The 19352-nt window shown below is 70.4% G+C and carries 19 protein-coding genes; 13 read left to right on the top strand and 6 right to left on the bottom strand.

What is annotated here, in order from left to right; all coding sequences use genetic code 11:
- Positions 1 to 4: 4 nt before the first annotated feature.
- From PIR02_04780 to PIR02_04800, 5 genes are all read left to right on the top strand, one after another.
- Positions 5 to 1321, top strand: coding sequence for an ABC transporter substrate-binding protein (locus PIR02_04780; GenBank protein WZH37982.1), 1317 nt, complete (start codon positions 5 to 7; stop codon positions 1319 to 1321).
- A gap of 54 nt (positions 1322 to 1375) precedes the next feature.
- The gene (locus tag PIR02_04785) at positions 1376 to 2314 is read left to right on the top strand and encodes a sugar ABC transporter permease (protein WZH37983.1); all 939 of its coding nucleotides are present in this window, start codon (positions 1376 to 1378) and stop codon (positions 2312 to 2314) included.
- A complete protein-coding gene (locus tag PIR02_04790) occupies positions 2311 to 3186 on the top strand; it encodes a carbohydrate ABC transporter permease (protein WZH37984.1) in 876 nt (291 codons plus the stop codon). Before PIR02_04785 ends, PIR02_04790 begins: the two co-directional genes overlap by 4 nt.
- 29 nt (positions 3187 to 3215) lie before the next feature.
- The gene (locus PIR02_04795; GenBank protein WZH37985.1) at positions 3216 to 4250 is read left to right on the top strand and encodes a LacI family DNA-binding transcriptional regulator; all 1035 of its coding nucleotides are present in this window, start codon (positions 3216 to 3218) and stop codon (positions 4248 to 4250) included.
- An 85-nt stretch (positions 4251 to 4335) separates the two neighbouring features.
- Complete coding sequence (locus PIR02_04800) at positions 4336 to 5211, top strand: neutral zinc metallopeptidase (protein ID WZH37986.1); 876 nt, start codon at positions 4336 to 4338, stop codon at positions 5209 to 5211.
- 262 nt (positions 5212 to 5473) lie between these two features.
- Here the strand turns inward: PIR02_04800 and PIR02_04805 are convergent, their stop codons facing one another.
- The 5 genes from PIR02_04805 to PIR02_04825 form a co-directional block, all read right to left on the bottom strand.
- On the bottom strand, positions 5474 to 6046 hold the full coding sequence (locus PIR02_04805; protein WZH37987.1) for a copper resistance protein CopC: 573 nt from the start codon (positions 6044 to 6046) through the stop codon (positions 5474 to 5476).
- A gap of 8 nt (positions 6047 to 6054) precedes the next feature.
- The gene (locus PIR02_04810; GenBank protein ID WZH37988.1) at positions 6055 to 6801 is read right to left on the bottom strand and encodes a YcnI family protein; all 747 of its coding nucleotides are present in this window, start codon (positions 6799 to 6801) and stop codon (positions 6055 to 6057) included.
- 66 nt (positions 6802 to 6867) lie between these two features.
- Entirely contained in the window at positions 6868 to 7470 is a 603-nt protein-coding gene (locus PIR02_04815; protein ID WZH37989.1) for a hypothetical protein, read from the bottom strand.
- A 50-nt stretch (positions 7471 to 7520) separates the two neighbouring features.
- Positions 7521 to 8774 (bottom strand): wax ester/triacylglycerol synthase family O-acyltransferase, encoded by a 1254-nt coding sequence (locus PIR02_04820; protein WZH37990.1) that lies wholly within the window; start codon positions 8772 to 8774, stop codon positions 7521 to 7523.
- 50 nt (positions 8775 to 8824) lie between these two features.
- Complete coding sequence (locus PIR02_04825; protein WZH37991.1) at positions 8825 to 9922, bottom strand: VanZ family protein; 1098 nt, start codon at positions 9920 to 9922, stop codon at positions 8825 to 8827.
- A 75-nt stretch (positions 9923 to 9997) separates the two neighbouring features.
- Here PIR02_04825 and PIR02_04830 point away from each other — a divergent pair, with 75 nt between their 5' ends.
- From PIR02_04830 to PIR02_04840, 3 genes are all read left to right on the top strand, one after another.
- Positions 9998 to 10867: a serine hydrolase gene (locus tag PIR02_04830; GenBank protein WZH37992.1), complete on the top strand. Its 870-nt coding sequence runs from the start codon at positions 9998 to 10000 to the stop codon at positions 10865 to 10867.
- 102 nt (positions 10868 to 10969) lie between these two features.
- Positions 10970 to 13063, top strand: coding sequence for an APC family permease (locus tag PIR02_04835; GenBank protein ID WZH37993.1), 2094 nt, complete (start codon positions 10970 to 10972; stop codon positions 13061 to 13063).
- Between the two features lie 254 nt (positions 13064 to 13317).
- Entirely contained in the window at positions 13318 to 13698 is a 381-nt protein-coding gene (locus PIR02_04840; protein WZH37994.1) for a PLD nuclease N-terminal domain-containing protein, read from the top strand.
- Between the two features lie 188 nt (positions 13699 to 13886).
- Here PIR02_04840 and arfB read toward each other — a convergent pair whose 3' ends face one another.
- The gene (arfB, locus tag PIR02_04845; GenBank protein ID WZH37995.1) at positions 13887 to 14315 is read right to left on the bottom strand and encodes an alternative ribosome rescue aminoacyl-tRNA hydrolase ArfB; all 429 of its coding nucleotides are present in this window, start codon (positions 14313 to 14315) and stop codon (positions 13887 to 13889) included.
- 334 nt (positions 14316 to 14649) lie between these two features.
- Between arfB and PIR02_04850 the strand changes: the two genes are divergently transcribed.
- The 5 genes from PIR02_04850 to kdpC are packed head-to-tail and all read left to right on the top strand — an operon-like array spanning position 14650 to position 19309.
- Positions 14650 to 14790, top strand: coding sequence for a hypothetical protein (locus PIR02_04850; protein ID WZH37996.1), 141 nt, complete (start codon positions 14650 to 14652; stop codon positions 14788 to 14790).
- Positions 14787 to 14876, top strand: a complete 90-nt coding sequence (kdpF, locus tag PIR02_04855; protein WZH37997.1) for a K(+)-transporting ATPase subunit F — start codon at positions 14787 to 14789, stop codon at positions 14874 to 14876. Before PIR02_04850 ends, kdpF begins: the two co-directional genes overlap by 4 nt.
- 1 nt (position 14877) lies before the next feature.
- Positions 14878 to 16563, top strand: a complete 1686-nt coding sequence (kdpA, locus tag PIR02_04860; GenBank protein ID WZH37998.1) for a potassium-transporting ATPase subunit KdpA — start codon at positions 14878 to 14880, stop codon at positions 16561 to 16563.
- Positions 16563 to 18713, top strand: coding sequence for a potassium-transporting ATPase subunit KdpB (kdpB, locus tag PIR02_04865; GenBank protein ID WZH37999.1), 2151 nt, complete (start codon positions 16563 to 16565; stop codon positions 18711 to 18713). The genes kdpA and kdpB overlap by 1 nt, the downstream gene beginning before the upstream one ends.
- 11 nt (positions 18714 to 18724) lie before the next feature.
- A complete protein-coding gene (gene kdpC, locus PIR02_04870; GenBank protein ID WZH38000.1) occupies positions 18725 to 19309 on the top strand; it encodes a potassium-transporting ATPase subunit KdpC in 585 nt (194 codons plus the stop codon).
- Positions 19310 to 19352: the final 43 nt, after the last annotated feature.

The raw sequence follows: 19352 nt of genomic DNA on the forward strand, positions 1-19352 counted from the left end.
TTCAATGAAGAAGCGGTTCTTTGCCGCCACGGCGCTCACCGCCGTGGCAGCTCTCGCCCTGGCCGGCTGCTCGGACCCGGGCGCCGGCGGCGGCAACGCAGCCCCCGCCGACTGGCCCGCGCAGGACACGAAGCTCGACGGCACCACGCTCACGATCTGGGCGGCGCAGAACTCGAACTCGATCCCCGAGAGCGTCGTGAAGGGGTTCGAAGCCGCGACCGGCGCCACGGTCGACGTCGTGACCATCCCCGACCCGTACGAGCAGAGTGTGCAGACCAAGGTCGCCACCGGCGACAAGCCCGACCTCGCCTTCTGGCAGCCGACGGCCTCGCAGCTGACGGCCCTCAACGCCTCGACCAACCTGCAGGCGCTCGATGGGGCGCCGTTCATCGACGCGTACAGCCCCGAGCTGAAGGACATCACCGGCATCCTGAACGGGACCCGGTACGCGGCCCTCATCACGACCCCCGCCGTCGAGGGCGTCTACTACAACAAGGAGGTGTTCGCGAAGGCGGGCATCACCACGACGCCGGGCAACTGGGACGAGTTCCTCGCCACGGCACGCCAGCTGAAGAGCTCCGGCGTGACCCCCTTCTTCGACTTCGGCGGCGGCGCCCCCTGGGCTACCCAGTGGTGGGTGCAGGTGCAGCTCGCCGACGCCGCCAAGGACGGCCTGTGGGACCGCGTGAACAAGAACGAGGAGAAGTTCACCGATCCGACCATCCAGGGCGCGATCGACACATATCAGGGTCTCATCCAGGAGGGCCTCTTCAACGCGGATCTGAAGACCGCGACCTTCGAGGACCAGGGACCCGCCCTTCTCTCGGGGAAGGCCGCCATGGCCGTGCAGGTCAACTCGTACTTCGGGCAGTTGCAGTCGCTCGCCGACACCGCCGAGCTGAACGAGAAGATCGGGTTCTTCCCCATCTCTCCGTCGGGCAATGTCGGCACCTTCATCCCGGATCAGGCGAACGCCCTCGTCGCGTTCAAGACGGGGGATGCCAAGCGCGAAGCGGCCGCGCGTCAGCTCCTGTCCTACTGGCTGGGCGACGGATACGCCGACTTCGTGAACGCGCAGAAGACCGTCTCGCTCCAGAGCGACGTCCCTTCGTCGCCCGAGGTCCCCGATGCGCTGCTCGCGGTGAGCGACTCGCTCGGCGACTCGGTCGGCTCGATGCAGGCGCTGGCCGTGGCCAACCCCGACCTGTACCTCAACCTCGGCGACATGATCCAGGGCACGAAGACCTCCGCGCAGGTTGCAGAGGCCACCCAGGCGCAGTTCGCGGAACTCGCCAAGGCAATCGGAGCTCCCGGCTTCTGATCCACTCGGGGGCGTCGAGCGCGCGCTCGACGCCTCCCCTCCCGGAGGAACGACATGACTTCCACACTCGAGCGTCCCCGCACGGTGACGCCCCCGCCCCGATCGGCGCACGTTCCGGCGCGCGGGCGGCACAAGAAGGACCATCCCTTGTGGTTCCTCCTACCGGCCCTGGCGGTGCTGGTGGTGTTCTTCGCCGTCCCGACGGTGTTCAACTTCGTCTACGCCTTCACGAACTGGTCGAGCTTCAAAAGCTCCATCGACTTCGTCGGCCCCGACAACTTCGTGTCACTGTTCTCCAACGGGTCGCTCGTCAACGCACTGACCGTGACGTTGGTCTACGCGGTGCTCGTCGCGATCTTCCAGAACCTCTTCGGCCTGGCTCTGGCGCTGCTCCTCGAACGCGACACCCGCGTCAACCGCGCTCTGCGGGTGGCGTTCTTCGTGCCCGTGATCATGTCGGCGCTCGCGGTCGGCTACATCTTCCAGGCCATGCTCAAGCCCGACGGTGCGCTCAACGGCATCCTGAGCACCCTCACCGGGCAGAACATCGACGTCGCCTGGCTCGGAAGCACGACGTGGACGATCGTCGTGGTCGCCCTGATCCACGCGTGGAAGTGGATGGGCCTGTCGATGCTCATCTACCTCGCGGGGCTCAAGACGATCAGCGACGACGTGATCGAAGCGGCGCGCCTGGACGGCGCCGGGTGGTGGACGACCTTCCGACGGATCCGCTTCCCGCTGATCGCGCCCGCCGTCACCTTCAACGTCGCCACCGCGCTGCTGGGCTCGATGAACGGATTCGACATCGTGCAGGCGACCACCGCGGGGGGTCCGGGCGGGACCACCGAACTGCTCAACATCTTCATCTTCCGGACGTTCGGCCAGGGCCTCTTCGCTCAGGCCACCACGATGAGCCTCGTGCTCTTCCTGGTCGTCGCCGTGCTGGCCTTCCCCGTCATCCGGATTCTGCGCAAGCGGGAGGACGTGCTGTGACCGAGACCATGACCCTCACGACGGGGCGCGCCGCGCGCCCACCCCGGCGCCGCTCACCGATCGCGCGCCGGCTCCAGCCCGCTGCCGCGATCGTCGTCGCCGTCGCTCTGCTCGGCGTGCCGTTCTATCTGACGGTCGTGACGGCGTCCAAGACCCAGGCCGAAGCATTCGTCCCCACGCTCGCCTTCCCGTCGGAGTGGCGACTGTTCGACAACATCGCCACCGTCGTCGGCGACGGTCGCATGATCGCCGCCTTCGGCGGCAGCGTGCTCGTGATGGTGCCGGCCGTGCTGGGTGTGCTCATCCTGGGCTCGATGGCGGCGTGGATCCTCGGGCGCCGTCGCTCGCGCGGTCTCGCGTTCGTCTACGCCGTCGCGATCAGCGGCATCGTTCTCCCCCCGGCCGTCGTCACGATCGTTCTGCTGCTGCGCCAACTGGGTCTCGCCGGCACCGCGATCGGCATGATCGGCGTCTACATGGGGATGTACATGTCGACCGTGATCTTCTTCGTGACGGGTTTCGTCCGCACGATCCCGATCGAGCTCGAGGAGGCCGCCCGTGTCGACGGGGCCTCACCGGTGCGCGTCTTCGTGAAGATCATCCTGCCGCTGCTGATGCCCGTGCTCGCGACGGCGACGATCCTCATCTGCCTGTACATCTGGAACGACGTGTTCTACGCCCTCTTCGTCGTCGGCGGGCGTCTGGACACGTTGCCTCTGAACCTGTACCAGGTGGCGAGTGCGGGTCTGTATCTTCAGAATTGGCATCTGATCTTCGCGTACATCATCCTGATGAGCCTGCCCCTGCTGATCACGTTCATGGTGGCCCAGCGCAAGATCATTTCGGGCATCACCAGCGGCGCCGTCAAATGACCCTCGCCGCGTCACACCGACGGAGCACGATGGAGAACCCCCGCACCAAGCCGGCGACGATCGCCGACGTGGCAGCGCGAGCGGGGGTGTCGGTGCCGACCGTCTCGCGCGTGTTGACCGGGGCCGCGAAGGTCAGCACCGCGAAGCGCGAGGCCGTCGAGGCCGCGATCGCGGCGCTCGGCTTCCGCCCCAGCGCCGCGGCCCGCGTCCTCGCGTCGCGTAAGGCGCAGGTGGTCGCGGTCATCGCCGGCGACACCTCGCAGTACGGGTACGCCGAGACCATCCGGGGCATCGAGGAAGCGGCGCGGGCCGAGGACTACACGGTGATGATCACGGTCGTCGAGAGCACGGACGAAGCCGAGATCGATCGTGCGATCGCAGCGACCCTGGCCCAGCCCCTCGCCGGTGTCTGCGTGCTGAAGTTCGACCCGCCGGGCGTGGCCGCGCTCCACCGCATCCCCGAATCGCTCCCCCTGGTCGCGCTGTCGGGCGTGCGGGAGCCGGGCCTGCGTCAAGCGGTGCTCGACGAGACGCGAGCGGCCGAGGAACTCACGGATCATCTGCTGGACCTCGGCCATGCCACCGTGCACCACGTGCGCGTACCGCCTTCCCGCCGCGAGGACGGCCGCACGACGGGGTGGCGACGGGCGCTGAAGCACCGCGGTGCCGTCATCCCCCCGCTCAGCGACGCGTCGTGGGACCCGCGTTCCGGAATCGAGATCGGTCGACGCCTCGCCGAAGACCCGACGGTCACCGCCGTCTTCTGCGGCAACGACGAGATCGCCATGGGCGTGATCCGCGGGATCGTGGCATCCGGTCGTCGCGTTCCCGACGACATCTCCGTGGCCGGCTTCGACGACCACCCCTTGGCGGCTCTCTGGACGCCGCCGTTGACGACGGTGGATCAGGATTTCGCGGGCCTGGGCCGGCGCGGCCTCCAGCTGCTGCTCAACGAGATCGCGGGCGAGACGGGCCGTCGTTTCTCCTCGGAACGACCGCAGCTCGTCGTGCGCGAGAGCACCGCCCCGCCGTCCGCCGACGCTGCGGTCCGGCGCATCGTCTGAGGAGGCGTTTCGCGAACGCGGAACGTGCCGGACGCCTCGGCGCAAGGCCGATGTCACCGCCGCGCCACGGGCGTACCGTGTCGACGTGACGTTCAACGACAACGCCCGGGTCGGGGGCAATTCAGCGAAGCGCCGTGGCGGGACCGTCGCCGCGGTGGGCGGCGGAGCCGTCGGGCTCGGCGGCATCGTCGTGCTGCTGTTCTCGCTCTTCACCGGCACCGACCTGACCGGTCTTCTTGGCAACGGCGGCGCTCCCGCGGGCCCCGAGACGGGCGGCGAGGCCATCGCCAACTGCGAGACAGGGGCCGACGCGAACAGGGACGACTCGTGCCGTCTGGCGGCGGCATCCCTCAACATCGATCAGTTCTGGGAGGCGAGCCTCGACGGCTACCGCAAGCCGCAGTTGATCATCGTCGATCAGGCGACCAGCACCTCGTGCGGCACCGCGTCCAACGCCACCGGCCCCTTCTATTGCCCGCCCGACGAGACGGTCTACGTCGACCCGACGTTCTTCGCGATCCTCCGCGAGCAGTACGACACCACCGCCGGGCCCCTCGCGCAGCTCTACGTGCTCGCGCACGAGTACGGCCACCACGTGCAGAACCTCATCGGCGTCATGCAGGAGCACCCCGACAACGGCACCGGTCCCGACAGCAACGGGGTGCGGACCGAACTGCAGGCCGACTGCTTCGCGGGCGCCTGGGTCGCCGACGCCGGCACGCAGGTCGACGAGAACGGCACGCCCTACCTCGAACCGCCGACGCAGCAGCAGATCACCGACGCCCTCGCGGCCGCGGCAGCCGTCGGCGACGACCACATCCAGGCCGAGTCGGGTCGCGGCATCAACCCCGAGAGCTGGACGCACGGCTCGAGCGAGCAGCGCCAGCGGTGGTTCGACGCCGGGCGCCAGGGCGGCGTGAACTCCTGCGACACGTTCTCGGTGTCGGGGCAAGACCTCTAGACCACGGCATCCCGCTCCGCGCGCTCCTGCGGACTTTCGTGCAGGCCCGACCGTCCTGCGGACTCCCCCGCGCGCACGCCCGACCGTCTGGCGGACTTCCCTCGAGAAACGCCGGTTCCGGATGCCGTCCCCCGGCGTGTCCGCGGGCGACTCCGCGGGACGGTACCGGTCACCACCGCGGTGCCACCCCCTTCACGGGACGCCACCCGCGCCGCGGCACCACCACCCCACTTCCGCAGGACGGTGGCACCGCGGTGCCGGCTCACTCCTCGCGCGAACGCGTGCGGAGGATGACGACGACCACGACGCCGACGAGCACCACGACGCCCCCGCCGACGACGAGCCCCAGGGTGAGGCCCGACATGCCGCCGGTCTGAGCGGTGTCGGACGCGGCCGACGACTCTCCCCCCGCGCTGACCGCGGCCGCGCAGGGAGACTGCCCGGCCCCCGCCGACGAGCCCGCTGTCGTGGAGGTGAAGGAGAACGACCCCGAGATGGGGTGCCCGTCGGACGAGACCGCCCGCCACTCCACCTGATACTCGCCGGCGGCCCCGAGCGCGACCGGCGCGGTCAAGGTCGACCCTGACAGGGCGACGCAGTCCGTCTCGTAGTGGCGCCCGTCCGGCCCGAGCACGACGACGATGTTGCCGCCGTCGTACCCGAGCAGGTTGGCGCTGAAGTCGAGCGACACCTCCGACGGCGACGACACCGTCGCGCCCGAGGCGGGCGACGTCGACTCGAGGCTGTCGTGCGCCGAGGCGGCTTGCGCCCCACCGAGCACCGCGCCCAGCGCGATCGCCGCGATCGCCACGGTGCGCACGAGGGCGTTCGACACGCCCACGCTCAGCCGCGCTTCGGGCGACGGGCGAACGCGAGAGCCCCGAGCACGGCGCCGATCGCGCCGACGACGAGCGCGGCGATGCTCAGACCGAGCGCGACGTCCGACGAGTCCGACGAGGAACCGGATGCCATGGCATCCGCGTCATGACCCTTCGACGACGGGGCCGCCGACGCGGCGCCGTGGCTGTGCTCGGCGGTCGGCGGGGTGTCGTTGACGTACAGCACGGGTGCCGGCTCCAGCGAGTCGTCGGCCGCGACCTCGTCGGGCGTCGCCGCCCAGTCGACGACGGACCCGTCGGAGTAGGTCTGCTCCGCGGGGAGGACGAGGTGCCCCGTGTCGGGCACCGGGCCGAGCACGGCGGAGAAGATCTGGAACTGGTCCTGACCGATTCCGACCCCCGGATCGGCCTGCCACACGATCTTCAACGGCGCCTCGGTGAGGGTGTTGCCCTCCACCTCGACGGGCGCGGGCAGCGCCCCCTTCTCGACGGTGGCGGTCCAGCCCGGCACCGGTTGTACGAGCACGGCGCTCAGCGGGGTGTCGGTGGGCAGGGTCACTGCGATCTTCACGGTGGATGCCGTCTCCGACTCGGTCGGCACCCGGAAGTTCACGGTGGCGTAGCTGCCCGGGGTGGCCGTGTTGGGGTTCACCGTGACGTGGGCGGATGCCGCCAAGGGCACCCCGACCGCGAGGGCGGCGCCGGCGGCGAGGCCCACGAGGGTACGACGAAGAGTGGTCTTGCGAGACATGATGCTGCTTTCTGCGAATGCGCACGCCGAACAGACGCGGCGGGCGCGAAGGATGAGGGGTCGAGGTCACGCCGCGCGCGGCGGACCCCGGTGCCTCATCGGCGACAGCACCGTCAGGGCGGTCGGCAGCAGCGGAGAATCGGGGGCCGCGAGCATCGCGGGTTCGGCCGGCGACGGTCGTCGCACCGGGCGCAGAGCTCGCGCTGCCGCCCCGACGAATCGCGCGATCGCGCGCACCGCGCGCTCGTCCCGCCCGAGGGCGAGGACGGTGACGGCCGCCGCCATGGCGTGCGCGGCCCACATCCACGCCGAATGCGTGGTGTGCGTCATGGTCGTCGGCGCCGAGGCCGCGGCATCCAGGAGCAGCGCGCCGGAGCCGTGATGCGCCCCACCCGAGACGGAACCGCCGCCCTCGAGGTCGAGGGTGAGCAAGGCGTGGAACAGTGCCTGGCTGAGCACGACGGCGGCCGAGAGCCGCCACCACGACGGCGCGCGTCCGGCGAGGGCCACGCACACGGGAGCCGCGAGGCACAGCGCAAGGGCGATGTTCATCGCAGGTGGCAGCTGGGCGCTCACCGCCGCGTGGGAGACGGTCGCGACGAAGGTCGCCACAGAGGCCGCGGCGATTCCGCGTCCTCCGCGCTGCGCGCGCCCCGCTCTCGACGACATCTCACTCCCTCCCGCCAGCCTAGGTGGCGTCACGGCGCGAGGCGCACCGTTCACGACACAGCCGTGCGGAGCGCTTCCCACGCGTCGTGTGCGGCGTCGGCGAGGAGCTCGACGTCGGGAACAGCGTCGGGATCGACGCAGAAGCCGATGCCCAGCCAGCGGTCGTTCGAGATCGCGGCGACCCGCAGCGCGTGCCGGGGGCTCGGCTCCGACGAGGTGTAGACGTGCCCGACGCGGCGTCCTCCGACCGACACCGCGACGCGGGGGCCGGGCACGTTCGACACGGCGAGCGCGAACTCCCGCGGGTCGTCGGCGAGCCCGCGCAAGGCCGCGCCGACGGGTCCGGTCGCGGCGAGCGCGTGGAACAGCTCGTCGAGCACGCGAGCGTCGCGGCCGTGCTTGCGGGCGCGGGTGTCGGCGCTGATCAGGTCGAGCCGCCGCGCGTCGTCGCCCTCGTGCAGATGCAGGCCGACGTCGACGAACGAGTCACGATTGCCGGATGCCACGGCGTCCTCGCCGCGTTCGTGCAGGCTCACCGGCACCTGGGCGTTCAGGCGCGGGACGTGGCCGTGCTCGCGCAGGCGGCGGCGCAGGGCACCGGCGATGACGGCGAGGAGGACGTCGTTCACCGTGGCGTGTTCGGGCCGCGCGGCACCCACCGCTCGCGCTTCCGCGAGGGGCACGTCGACGAACGCGAGAGCGCGGCGCGCGGTGAGGGGGCGGTCGAACGGCGAGTGCGAGCCGGGGTGACCGAGCTCGCGGGCGAGGGTCAGCGGCATCCGTTCCCATTCGCTCCAGCGAGACGGTCGGGCGTCGGGATCGCGGATGCCGACCTCGTGCGCGGGAGCATCATGCGGCTCGAGGACCACCGACTCGAGGAAGCGCACGGCGGTCAGTCCGTCGGCGACGGCATGGTGCAGACGGACCGCGATCGCCTCGCGTCCATCGGCGAGCGGTCCGATGAGGTCGATGCTCCAGAGCGGGCGGCCGTGGTCGAGCGGCTCCGACATCAGCTGCCCGACGACAGCGCGCAGCTCGGCCGGGTCGGCGGCGGGGCGCTGGCGGACGTGATGCGCGAGGTCGACATGTTCCGCCTCTTCCCAGGAGGGGACGCCGTCGTCGTCGACCACGATGTGCCGCCCGCGCGGAAAGGCCGGGAGCCGTTCGGCCACACTCGCGCGAACCGTCTCGAGGTCGAGCGCTCCGCCCGGATCGAGGATCAGCAGCTTCAGCGCGTGCCCGCGAACGACGTCGGACTCCAGCGCCAGGATGCGAGCATCCGCGGCCGTCAGCGGCTCCCCCATGCGGGACACGCTATCTCGGCGAGGGCGTCATCGAGCCATGGCAAAGCTCGTCATCGCGGCGTCGGCGCGGCACCGCGATCGACCGAGGGACTCACGACGCCCTCGCGGTCGTCCACCAGGCGTCGACGGCCGACCCAGCCGGTGAGCCCGCGTCCGTCGGGCCAGACGAACAGCAGCACCACGGTGGTGGCCGCGAGCAGGAAGGCGAGCAGCGAGAACGGCGTCGGGAGCGCCTCGAGCACCGTGAAGGCGCCCGCTCCGGTGAGGAAGCGCAGAGGGCGGGCGACCCACGCCGGAAGCACCCCGTTCGTGTAGCGCACGCGCGTGGCCAGGTCGCCGATCGACCGACCGGTCACGAGCACGACGACAAACCACACGCCCGCCGACACCGCCGTCCCCGCAAGCGAAGCGACCTCGTCGGTGCGGAACGTCGCCGTGTCGCCGAACAGCAGCGTCACGGCCGCCTGCACGATCACCGACACGGCGATGCCGACGAGAGCGATGCCGAGCACGTCGCACAGGATGCCGAGCAGCCGGCGGCGGCGCGTGACGCGGCGGGGGACCTCGGCATCCGGAGTCCGGTCGGCACCGCGGTTCTTCCGCGGAACGACGAAGGCGGCCAACGAGCCGAGCAGGGCCCCCGAGGTGTTGGCGATGAGGTCATCGACGTCGAACACGCGGTACGCGCAGGGGTACAGCCCCCACACACCGGTCAGCTGGGTGGTCTCGATGAGGCCGGTCGTCGCGAGGCCCACGAGACCGGCGACCAGGATGCCACGCCCCCCGAGCACGCGCAGGAAGAACCCGAGCGGCACGAACAGCAGGACGTTGAGCACCACCTGCAGCACGGTCGGGTCGGTGAGGTAGCGGCCCGAGACCGCGACGGCGGCGCGGATGTCGTCGACGAACTCGAACGGACGCAGGTTGACGCCGGCGCAGCGGTAGTCGTCGCTCGCGGGCATCGGGATGAGCGTGTAGGTCCAGATCGCCCAGAAGTAGACCGCCGCCCCCGCCCACAGGAGCGTGCGTCCGACCGTGAGGCGCCCCCGGCGGCGATAGCTGACGGCGACGAACGGCACGAAGGCGAGCAACGCCACGACGGCCCCCGCGATGATGGCGAGAACGCCGGACCCGACGATGTTGTGCACCCCGCGATCCTAGGGAACGCCCGGTACCCGCACGGGCCCCTCACCCGTGTGCGCACCCCCTCGTAGCCTGGAGACATGACGCACGCCGATCACCTGCGCGACATCCTCGTCCGGCGGATCGAGGAGACCGGCTTCCGGGCACACGGCCTGCACGTGCGCGTGGGCGACGAGACCGCCGCATACCGTTGGACCCCCGACGAGCGGGAAGAGATCCACTCGGTCGCCAAGGCGGTGAGCGTGCTCGCCGCCGGGATCGCGGTCGACGAGGGTCTCGTGTCGCTCGATGAACCGATCGCCGACATCGAGGCCGCGGGCGACCGGGATTTCACCCTCCGGAACCTCCTCACGATGACGAGCGGCGTCGATTTCCCGTGGTCCCCGACGCTCATGACCGATTGGCCCGATCTCGCGGTCGAGTTCCTGTCGCGTCCCTCACGCGGCCGGGTCTTCCAGTACTCCAATGCCAGCAGCTACACGGCGATGCACGCGCTGTCGCGACGCGTCGGCGATATCGAGGAGTACCTGAGGCCGCGGCTGTTCGCGCCGCTCGGACTCGACGACGTCGCGTGGGCACGCTGCCCGAACGGGCGCGTGCTCGGCGGCGAGGGTCTCGCCCTGCGCACGGACGAGATGGCCCGCCTCGGTCAGCTGATCCGCGACCGGGGTGTCTGGCGCGGGCGTCGTCTGGTCTCGGCGGGGATCGTGGATGCCATGCACTCGGGCTGGGTCGACACCGGCGGCCAGGGCGATGGCTACCGCCGTTACGCCCTGTCCGGGTGGGACGGGCCCGGCGCGGCATGGCGCCTGCACGGGGCGTACGGGCAGCTGGTGATCTTCGTCGAGGACACGGTCGTCACCGTCAGCGCCGACGACCATGAGGGTGCCGATGCGTTCGCAGCCTTCGTCGCGGTCACCGCCGCCGGCGCCGGATGCCCGCCTCTGTGACGGCGGTGAGGGCGGCGGCATCCGAAACCCCCATCATCACGGTCTGGCGACCATGGCGTGAACGGCTGCGCGTCAGATTGCGCACAGCCCCCAGTGCGCGTAATGTCGCGCGCCGTGACTGAAGAAAGTCGCGAGCCCGGCGTGGAGACGCCGATGGCCAAGCGCATCCTCATCGGCGAGCCTCTGACGTCGGAAAAACTCGACGAGCAGCTCCTGCCCAAGAAGATGGCGCTGCCGATCTTCGCCTCCGACGCCCTCTCCTCCGTGGCCTACGCGCCGCAGGAGCTGCTGATGATCCTCCTCATCGGCGGAACGGCCCTGCTGACGCTCAGCCCGTGGGTCGCCGTGGCGGTCATCGTGCTTCTCGTCGTGGTCGTGCTGAGCTACCGGCAGCTCATCAAGGCATACCCCTCCGGGGGTGGCGACTACGAGGTCGCGAGCAAGAACCTCGGCGAAGTGCCCGGGGTCATCGTGGCCGCGGCTCTCCTGGTGGACTACGTCCTCACGGTCGCCGTGTCGGTGGCATCCGGGGTTGACAACATCATCTCGGCGCTGCCGGAGCTGAACCCGTTCCGCGTCGAGATCGCGGTCGGCTTCGTGATCCTCATCGTGATCGTGAACCTCCGCGGAGTCCGGGAAGCCTCCAGCGTCTTCGCGATTCCGACCTACCTCTTCATCAGCTCGGTGGGCGTGATGATCGTCGTCGGCCTGGTTCGCACCGTGCTCGGCGACGCCCCGCACGCGTCCAGCGCCGACTACGCGGTGCAGGCCGAGTCGTTGACGCAAGCCGCGCTCATCCTGCTCATCCTCCGCGCGTTCTCGAGCGGGTGCTCGGCGCTGACCGGCGTCGAGGCCGTGTCGAACGGCGTGCCCGCATTCCGCAAGCCCAAGATCCGCAACGCCCAGACGACGCTGACGCTCATGGGCGGCATCGCGATCGTGCTGTTCGCGGGCCTCACGATCCTCGCGCTCATCTCGGGCGTGCACTACGCCGAGAACCCCTGCCACCTCATCGGCTTCGATTGCGCCAACAACCCGCAGCCGAGTCTCATGGCGCAGGTCGCGGCAGCCACCTTCGGCATGGGAAGCATCCCGTTCTTCATCATCCAGGCCGCCACCGCGTGCGTGCTGCTGCTCGCGGCCAACACCGCGTTCAACGGCTTCCCGCTGCTCGGCGCGGTCCTCGCCCGCGACGGCTACGCCCCGAAGGCGCTGAACACCCGCGGCGACCGCCTCGTGTACTCGAACGGCATGATCATCCTCGGCATCGTCGCCATCGGGGTGCTGATCGTCTATCAGGCCAACCTCACGACGCTGATCCAGCTGTACATCATCGGCGTCTTCGTTTCGTTCTCGCTGGGTCAGCTCGGCATGGTCAAGCACTGGCGCCGCGCGCTGCGCGGCCTGCGAGAGCTGCCCCCCGAGGCGGCGAAGCAGCAGTCCGCCGCGATCGAACGGCGCTCGGCGGTCTCGGGCCTGTGGATCAACTCGGTCGGCGCCGGCATGACGGTGCTCGTGCTGCTGATCGTCACCATCACGAAGTTCACGCACGGTGCGTGGCTGGTGTTCATCGCGATCCCGATCCTCGCGGTGCTCATGGTGGGCGTGAACCGGTACTACCGCGACGTCGAGCACGAGATCCAGATGGACGACACCGTCCACTTCGGCGCCACGGGTGACGTCGCGATCGTGCTCGTCAACCGTCTGCAGAAGCCGGTCATGAAGGCCATCGACTACGCCCTCGCCGCCAAGCACGACAAGACGCTGGCGGTGCACGTGGCGATCACCGACGAAGAGTCGGCAAGCCTGCAGCGCGAATGGGCCGAGCACGACATGCCCATCCCGCTGGTCATCATCGAATCGCCGTACCGCACCTACACCTCGCCGGTGTCGAGCTTCATCAAGACCTACCGTGAGAAGCACGGCTCCTCGGTCGTGACGGTGTACCTGCCGCAGTTCATCGTGGGGCATTGGTGGGAGTCGATCCTGCACAACCGCCGGTCCCGTCGCCTCGCGCAGCAGCTCATGCTCGTGCACGGCGTGTCGATCACCCTCGTGCCGTGGCTGCTCGACTCGTCCGAGGTCATCTACGGCCGTCGCTCGCGGCCCCTCCCCGGCCAACAGCGCGGTGGTCAGCCGGTGGCCCAGGTGCCGGCGCGGAGTCCCCGGAAGACGTCCGGCGACGCGGCATCCTGAGTCCTGCCCGACGCCCCGTCCCCCCGGCGGGGGCGCTCGGCGTCGTCGGCTCGCGGGTCCGGGTGCTGTCGCCGCCCTCAGGCGGGCCGAACTCCTGAGAAACGCAGGGTTCGAGCGGAGAGAACGGCCCCGCAGACGCCGTGCGCGCGAAAAGTCAGGAGTTCGGCCCGCCCCGTCTCCGCCCGCCTCGCTCCGCGGCGCCCCGCCCGCGAGGACGGTGGACGGGGCCGCGCGTCTCGGGCAGGGTGGATGCCATGCCGATCCTCGCCCTGCTGACCCTCGCCGTCATGGTGATCGCGCTGATCGACGCCATCACGCGCCGCGACGACCAGGTGAAGCACATGCCCAAGTTCGTGTGGGTGTTCTTCATCGTGCTGCTGCCGCTGATCGGCTCGATCCTCTGGTTCACGATCGGGCGCGAGTACGAGCCGCGGTCCGCGCCGATGTCGTTCGGCGACCCGCGGCGCTGGCAGAAGAATCCCGAGCCTTCCCCGGCGCCGCGCCCGTATGACGCCCGCAGCACGGAGCAGCAGATCGCCGACCTCGAGCGAGAGATGCATCTCGCCGACCTCGAGGAGCAGGTGCGGCGGCGACGCGCCGAGGGCGACGGGGCCGGGGCGGGCGCGGGGAGCTGACGCGCCGGGAGCGCCGCTTCGGTCGGGATGTCGTCGGCGGTCCCGCCGCGAGGTCACTCCGCACCGTGCCAGACGCGTTGAGTGTCCAAAACACCCGGACGCCTCAGAAAATCGTCCGGGTGTTTTGGACACTCAACGGGCTGGGGCGCGCGGGCGCGCGGGCGGGCGGGCGCTCGAGCTCCGCGGGCTCAGTCGGTCGGGCGCTGGCGCAGCCTCTTGACGTCGGTGCGGCGCTGCTTCGCGCGCAGGCGGCGCTCGGTCGACCCTCGCGTCGGCTTCGTCGCGCGACGCGGCGGAGCGGGAGCGCGCACGGCCTCGGCGACGAGCGCGGCGAGGCGCTCGCGCGCGGCGTCGCGGTTGCGCAGCTGATGGCGGTGCTCCGACGCCGCGATCGTCAGCACCCCGTCGACGAGCCGGTTCCCGAGGCGCTCGATGAGCCGCTCGCGCTGGACCGGTGACAGCGCCGTCGAGGCCCTGGCATCCCACATCAGCTCCACGCGCGAATCGGCGGTGTTCACGCCCTGTCCCCCCGGACCCGATGAGCGCGAGAAGCGCCATGACAGCTCGGCCGCGGGGATCACCAGCCCCGCGCTCACGCGCACGTCGTTCTCGGCCATGCCTCCATCATGCGCGGTCGGCGGCTCTCCTGGCCCGGGCAGCGTCGAGACGGCATCCGGCTGACAAGTCGGCGTCAGCCTGCAACGGAGAGGTCAGCGAGGTGCAGTCTCGCGAACGGAACGCCCGCGCGGACGCCGCCCCGGGCACGGGGCGAGCCCGCACGCGGTGGGCCGACCCCGCGCGCCCGTAAGAACGCCGTATGCGTCGGTCACCGACCCGTAGGGAAACCGTGAGGATGCCCGGATGCCACGCCCCGGGCGCGTTTGATCGACAGATGTGCCGCCCCGCGGCGCCCGCGGTCCGCCGCGGCCCTGTCTTCATCCTGGAGTCGTCGTGCTCGATGCCGTCTTCCTCGCCGCGACTGTCGCGCTCTTCGCGCTGGTCGCCCTCGTCGCCAAGGGGGTCGAGAAGCTCGGCCCTGAGGCCCGCCCCTCGTCCGCCCGCCCCTCAGGGCGCGGAGGCGAGCACTCGTGATCTTCTTCTCCATCCTGGCCGCCGTGCTCGCGGTCGCCGCCGTGGTGTACCTCGTGGTCGCCCTCGTCCGCCCCGAGAAGTTCTGACATGGATGCCGGAACCATCTGGTCCATCGTCCTGACCAGCCTCACGCTGCTCGTCGCCCTGGGCCTGGCCTACCGCCCGCTGGGCGACTACATCGCCCGCATCTACACCGGCGAGCGCGACCTCGCCGTCGAGCGCGGCACTTACCGCCTGATCGGCGTCGACCCGCGCGGCGCGCAGACCTGGCAGGCGTACCTGCGCTCGGTGCTGCTCTTCTCGTTCGTGGGCGTCGTGATCGTCTACGCGCTCCTGCGTCTGCAGACGGTGCTGCCGTTCTCGCTGGGTCTCGAGGCGCCGAGCGAGGCCCTGTCGTTCAACACCGCCATCTCGTTCGTGACCAACACGAACTGGCAGTCGTACGGCGGCGAGACCACCCTGGGCTACACCGCGCAGTTCGCCGCCCTCACGGTGCAGAACTTCGTGAGCGCCGCCGTCGGCATCGCCGTGGCCGTCGCTCTCGTCCGCGGCTTCGCGTACCGACGCAGCGGCGTGATCGGCAACTTCTGGGTCGACCTCGTCCGCGGCACCTACCGCCTGCTGCTGCCGTTCTCGGTGATCGCCGCGATCGTGCTGCTCGCGGGTGGCGTCATCCAGAACCTCACCGGGTTCACGGATGCCACGACCCTCGCGGGCGCGGCCCAGTCCATCCCGGGTGGGCCGGTGGCCTCGCAGGAGGCCATCAAGCTGCTCGGCACGAATGGCGGCGGCATCTTCAACGTCAACTCCGCCCACCCGTTTGAGAACCCGACGCCCTGGACGAACCTGTTCGAGATCTTCCTCATGCTCGTGATCCCGTTCTCGCTCCCCCGCGCTTTCGGCCGCATCGTCGGCGACGACCGCCAGGGGTACACGATCCTGGGCGTGATGGGCGCGATCTTCGTGGCCTCCACCGCCCTGCTCACCTGGGCCGAGATGGCCGGCGCCGGCACCGCGCCCCAGCTCGCGGGCGGCGCGATGGAGGGCAAGGAGGTGCGTTTCGGCATCTTCGGCTCGACGCTGTTCGGCTCCACCAGCACGCTCACCTCGACCGGCGCCGTGAACTCGATGCACGACAGCTACACGGCGCTGGGCGGCGGGATGCCGATGATCAACATGATGCTCGGCGAGGTCGCCCCCGGCGGCGTCGGGTCGGGCCTGTACGGCATGCTCATCCTCGCCGTGATCGCCGTGTTCGTCGGCGGGCTGCTCATCGGCCGCACGCCCGAGTACCTCGGCAAGAAGATCGGCCCGCGCGAGATCAAGCTCGCGAGCCTGTATATCCTCGTCACGCCCACCCTCGTGCTGGCGGGGACCGCGCTGAGCTTCGGGGTTCCCGGCATCCGTTCCGACGTCGAAAGCACCTCGATCCTCAACCCGGGCGTGCACGGCCTGAGCGAAGTGCTCTACGCGTTCACCTCGGCGGCGAACAACAACGGCTCCGCGTTCGCGGGGCTCACGGCCAACACCCCGTGGTTCAACACGGCGCTGGCCGTAGCGATGCTGCTGGGGCGCTTCCTCCCGATCGTCTTCGTGCTGGCCCTGGCCGGAGCGCTGGCGGCTCAGGATGCCGTGCCGGCCACGGCCGGAACCCTGCCGACGCACCGCCCGCAGTTCGCGGGTCTGCTCGCCGGCGTGGCCGTGATCGTGACGGCCCTCACCTACTTCCCGGTCCTGACCCTCGGACCCCTCGCTGAAGGACTTGTTCGCTGATGTCCACCCTGACCCACATCCCGGCCGCCGAAGCGCCCGCCGCCGAAGCCCCGCGCCGCGCGTTCAGCGCCGCGCAGATCGTCGCCGCCCTGCCGGGCGCGGCGAGGAAGCTCAACCCTGCCGCGCAGTGGCGCAACCCCGTGATGTTCCTCGTGTGGGTCGGTGCGGCCCTGACGACGCTGATCGCCCTGGCCGAACCGTTCCTCGGCGGTGACACCGGCCTGCCCTTCGGGTTCACGTGGGGCATCGCCGTATGGCTGTGGCTCACGGTGTTCTTCGCGAACATCGCCGAGTCGGTGGCCGAGGGCCGCGGCAAGGCGCAGGCGGCGACCCTGCGCAAGACCCGCACGACGACCTCGGCCCGCCGCGTGGTCGCGTACTCCCCCGCGGATCCCGCGGCCCGGAACGCCGCGACCGAGGACGTCCCCTCGGGCGACCTGCGCGTCGGCGACGTCGTGCTCGTCGAGACGGGCGAGCTGATCCCCGGCGACGGCGACATCGTGCACGGCATCGCGACCGTCGACGAGTCGGCGATCACGGGCGAGTCCGCCCCGGTCGTCCGCGAATCGGGCGGCGACCGCAGCGCCGTCACCGGCGGTACGCGCGTGCTCAGCGACCGGATCGTGGTGAGAATCACCTCCAAGCCCGGCGAGACCTTCGTCGACCGGATGATCGCGCTCGTCGAGGGCGCCTCGCGCCAGCGCACGCCGAACGAGATCGCGCTGAACATCCTGCTCGCGAGCCTGTCGATCGTCTTCGTCGTCGTGGTTCTCGTGCTGAACCCCATCGCGTCCTACGCCGCGTCGCCCGTCTCGATCCCCGTGCTCGTGGCGCTGCTCGTCTGCCTCATCCCCACGACCATCGGGGCGCTGCTGAGCGCGATCGGCATCGCGGGCATGGACCGTCTCGTGCAGCGGAACGTCCTGGCCATGTCGGGCCGCGCGGTCGAGGCCGCGGGAGACGTCACCACGCTGCTGCTGGATAAGACCGGCACCATCACCTACGGCAACCGGCGGGCCTCGGCGTTCGTGCCCCTGAAGGGCGTCGGCGGGCCGGAGCTGGCGGAGTACGCCTCGCTGTCGTCGCAGGCCGACCCCACGCCCGAGGGGGTCTCGGTGGTCGAGTTGGCCGCCGCGCGGGGCATCGTCGCCGAGATGCCCCGGGGCGCGGAGCCCGTGCCCTTCACGGCCCAGACCCGCATGAGCGGCCTCGACCTCGTCGACGGCACGCAGGTGCGGAAGGGCGCGGCATCCGCCGTGGTGGCCTGGCTCGACGGTCAGGGCGCGACGGTGCCCGACGCCACCCGTGCCGAACTCCTGAAGTTCACGAACGAGATCGCCGAGTCCGGCGGAACCCCGCTGGTGGTGGCGACCCTGGCCCCCGATTCCTCAGGAGTTTCGCACGACCGCGGGCGCGTGCTCGGCGTCATCCACCTCAAGGACGTCGTCAAAGACGGCCTGCGCGAGCGCTTCGGCGAACTGCGCGCGATGGGTATCCGCACCGTGATGATCACGGGCGACAATCCGCTCACCGCGAAGGCCATCGCCGCCGAGGCCGGCGTCGACGACTTCCTCGCCGAAGCCACCCCCGAAGACAAGCTCGCGCTCATCCAGCGCGAGCAGGAGGGCGGCAACCTCGTCGCCATGACCGGCGACGGCACGAACGACGCCCCCGCCCTGGCGCAGGCCGACGTGGGTGTCGCGATGAACACGGGCACCTCGGCCGCGAAGGAGGCCGGCAACATGGTCGACCTCGACAGCGACCCGACCAAGCTCATCGACATCGTCCGCATCGGCAAACAGCTGCTCATCACGCGCGGCGCGCTCACGACGTTCTCGCTGGCCAATGACATCGCGAAGTACTTCGCCATCATCCCGGCGATGTTCATGGGCGTCTTCCCGGGCCTCGCGGTCCTGAACATCATGCAGCTGTCGTCGCCGGCATCCGCGGTGCTCAGCGCGATCATCTTCAACGCGATCGTCATCATCGTGCTCATCCCCCTCGCCCTGCGCGGAGTGAAATACCGCGCGGCGAGCGCGTCGAGCATCCTCAGCCGCAACCTGCTCGTCTACGGGCTCGGCGGCGTCCTCGTCCCCTTCATCGGCATCAAGCTCATCGACCTCGTCGTGAGCCTGCTCCCCGGCTTCTGAAAGGCCCCGTCATGCGCACCACCCTGCGTACCGCCGGCGTCGCCGTCCGCGCGATGCTCGTCTTCACCGCCGTGCTCGGTGTCGGCTACATGCTCCTGATCACGGCGATCGGGCAGGTCGCCCTGCCGTTCCAGGCCAACGGCTCGCTCGTCCGCTCCGCCGACGGCGCCGTGATCGGCTCGACGCTGATCGGGCAGTCGTTCCAGGATGCCGACGGCCGAGCGCTCCCGCAGTACTTCCAGTCGCGTCCGTCCGCCGCCTCCTACGACGCCGGCGCCTCGACCGGCTCGAACCTCGGCCCGGAGAACAGCGACCTCATCGCCTCGATCCAGCAGGGGCGGTCGGACTTCCTCGCCCTGAACGGCGACGGCTCGATCCCCGCCGACGCCGTCACCGCCTCCGGTTCCGGCCTCGACCCCGACATCTCCGTCGCCAACGCCGAACGCCAGGTCGCGCGGGTCGCCGAGGCCCGCGGCATCCCGGCGTCCGACGTCGAGGCACTCGTCGCCGCGCACACGCTGCCGCGTGACCTCGGGTATCTCGGCGATCCCCGCGTGAACGTGTTCGAGCTGAATCGCGCACTCGACGCACGATGAGCGACGAGAATCGCTGACATGGCTGTCGTCGCGTCCCCCGCCG

It is taken from the genome of Microbacterium enclense (assembly GCA_038182865.1).
Taxonomy (GTDB): Bacteria; Actinomycetota; Actinomycetes; order Actinomycetales; family Microbacteriaceae; genus Microbacterium; species Microbacterium enclense_B.

Bases quoted from the DNA above. Each gene is read 5' to 3' on its own strand.
- PIR02_04780 (WZH37982.1), top strand. From the start codon at position 5: ATGAAGAAGCGGTTCTTTGCCGCCACGGCGCTCACCGCCGTGGCAGCT.
- PIR02_04785 (WZH37983.1), top strand. From the start codon at position 1,376: ATGACTTCCACACTCGAGCGTCCCCGCACGGTGACGCCCCCGCCCCGA.
- PIR02_04795 (WZH37985.1), top strand. From the start codon at position 3,216: ATGGAGAACCCCCGCACCAAGCCGGCGACGATCGCCGACGTGGCAGCG.
- PIR02_04810 (WZH37988.1), bottom strand. From the start codon at position 6,801: ATGTCTCGCAAGACCACTCTTCGTCGTACCCTCGTGGGCCTCGCCGCC.
- PIR02_04815 (WZH37989.1), bottom strand. From the start codon at position 7,470: ATGTCGTCGAGAGCGGGGCGCGCGCAGCGCGGAGGACGCGGAATCGCC.
- PIR02_04820 (WZH37990.1), bottom strand. From the start codon at position 8,774: ATGGGGGAGCCGCTGACGGCCGCGGATGCTCGCATCCTGGCGCTGGAG.
- PIR02_04830 (WZH37992.1), top strand. From the start codon at position 9,998: ATGACGCACGCCGATCACCTGCGCGACATCCTCGTCCGGCGGATCGAG.
- PIR02_04835 (WZH37993.1), top strand. From the start codon at position 10,970: ATGTCGCGCGCCGTGACTGAAGAAAGTCGCGAGCCCGGCGTGGAGACG.
- PIR02_04840 (WZH37994.1), top strand. From the start codon at position 13,318: ATGCCGATCCTCGCCCTGCTGACCCTCGCCGTCATGGTGATCGCGCTG.
- arfB (WZH37995.1), bottom strand. From the start codon at position 14,315: ATGGCCGAGAACGACGTGCGCGTGAGCGCGGGGCTGGTGATCCCCGCG.
- kdpA (WZH37998.1), top strand. From the start codon at position 14,878: ATGGATGCCGGAACCATCTGGTCCATCGTCCTGACCAGCCTCACGCTG.
- kdpB (WZH37999.1), top strand. From the start codon at position 16,563: ATGTCCACCCTGACCCACATCCCGGCCGCCGAAGCGCCCGCCGCCGAA.
- kdpC (WZH38000.1), top strand. From the start codon at position 18,725: ATGCGCACCACCCTGCGTACCGCCGGCGTCGCCGTCCGCGCGATGCTC.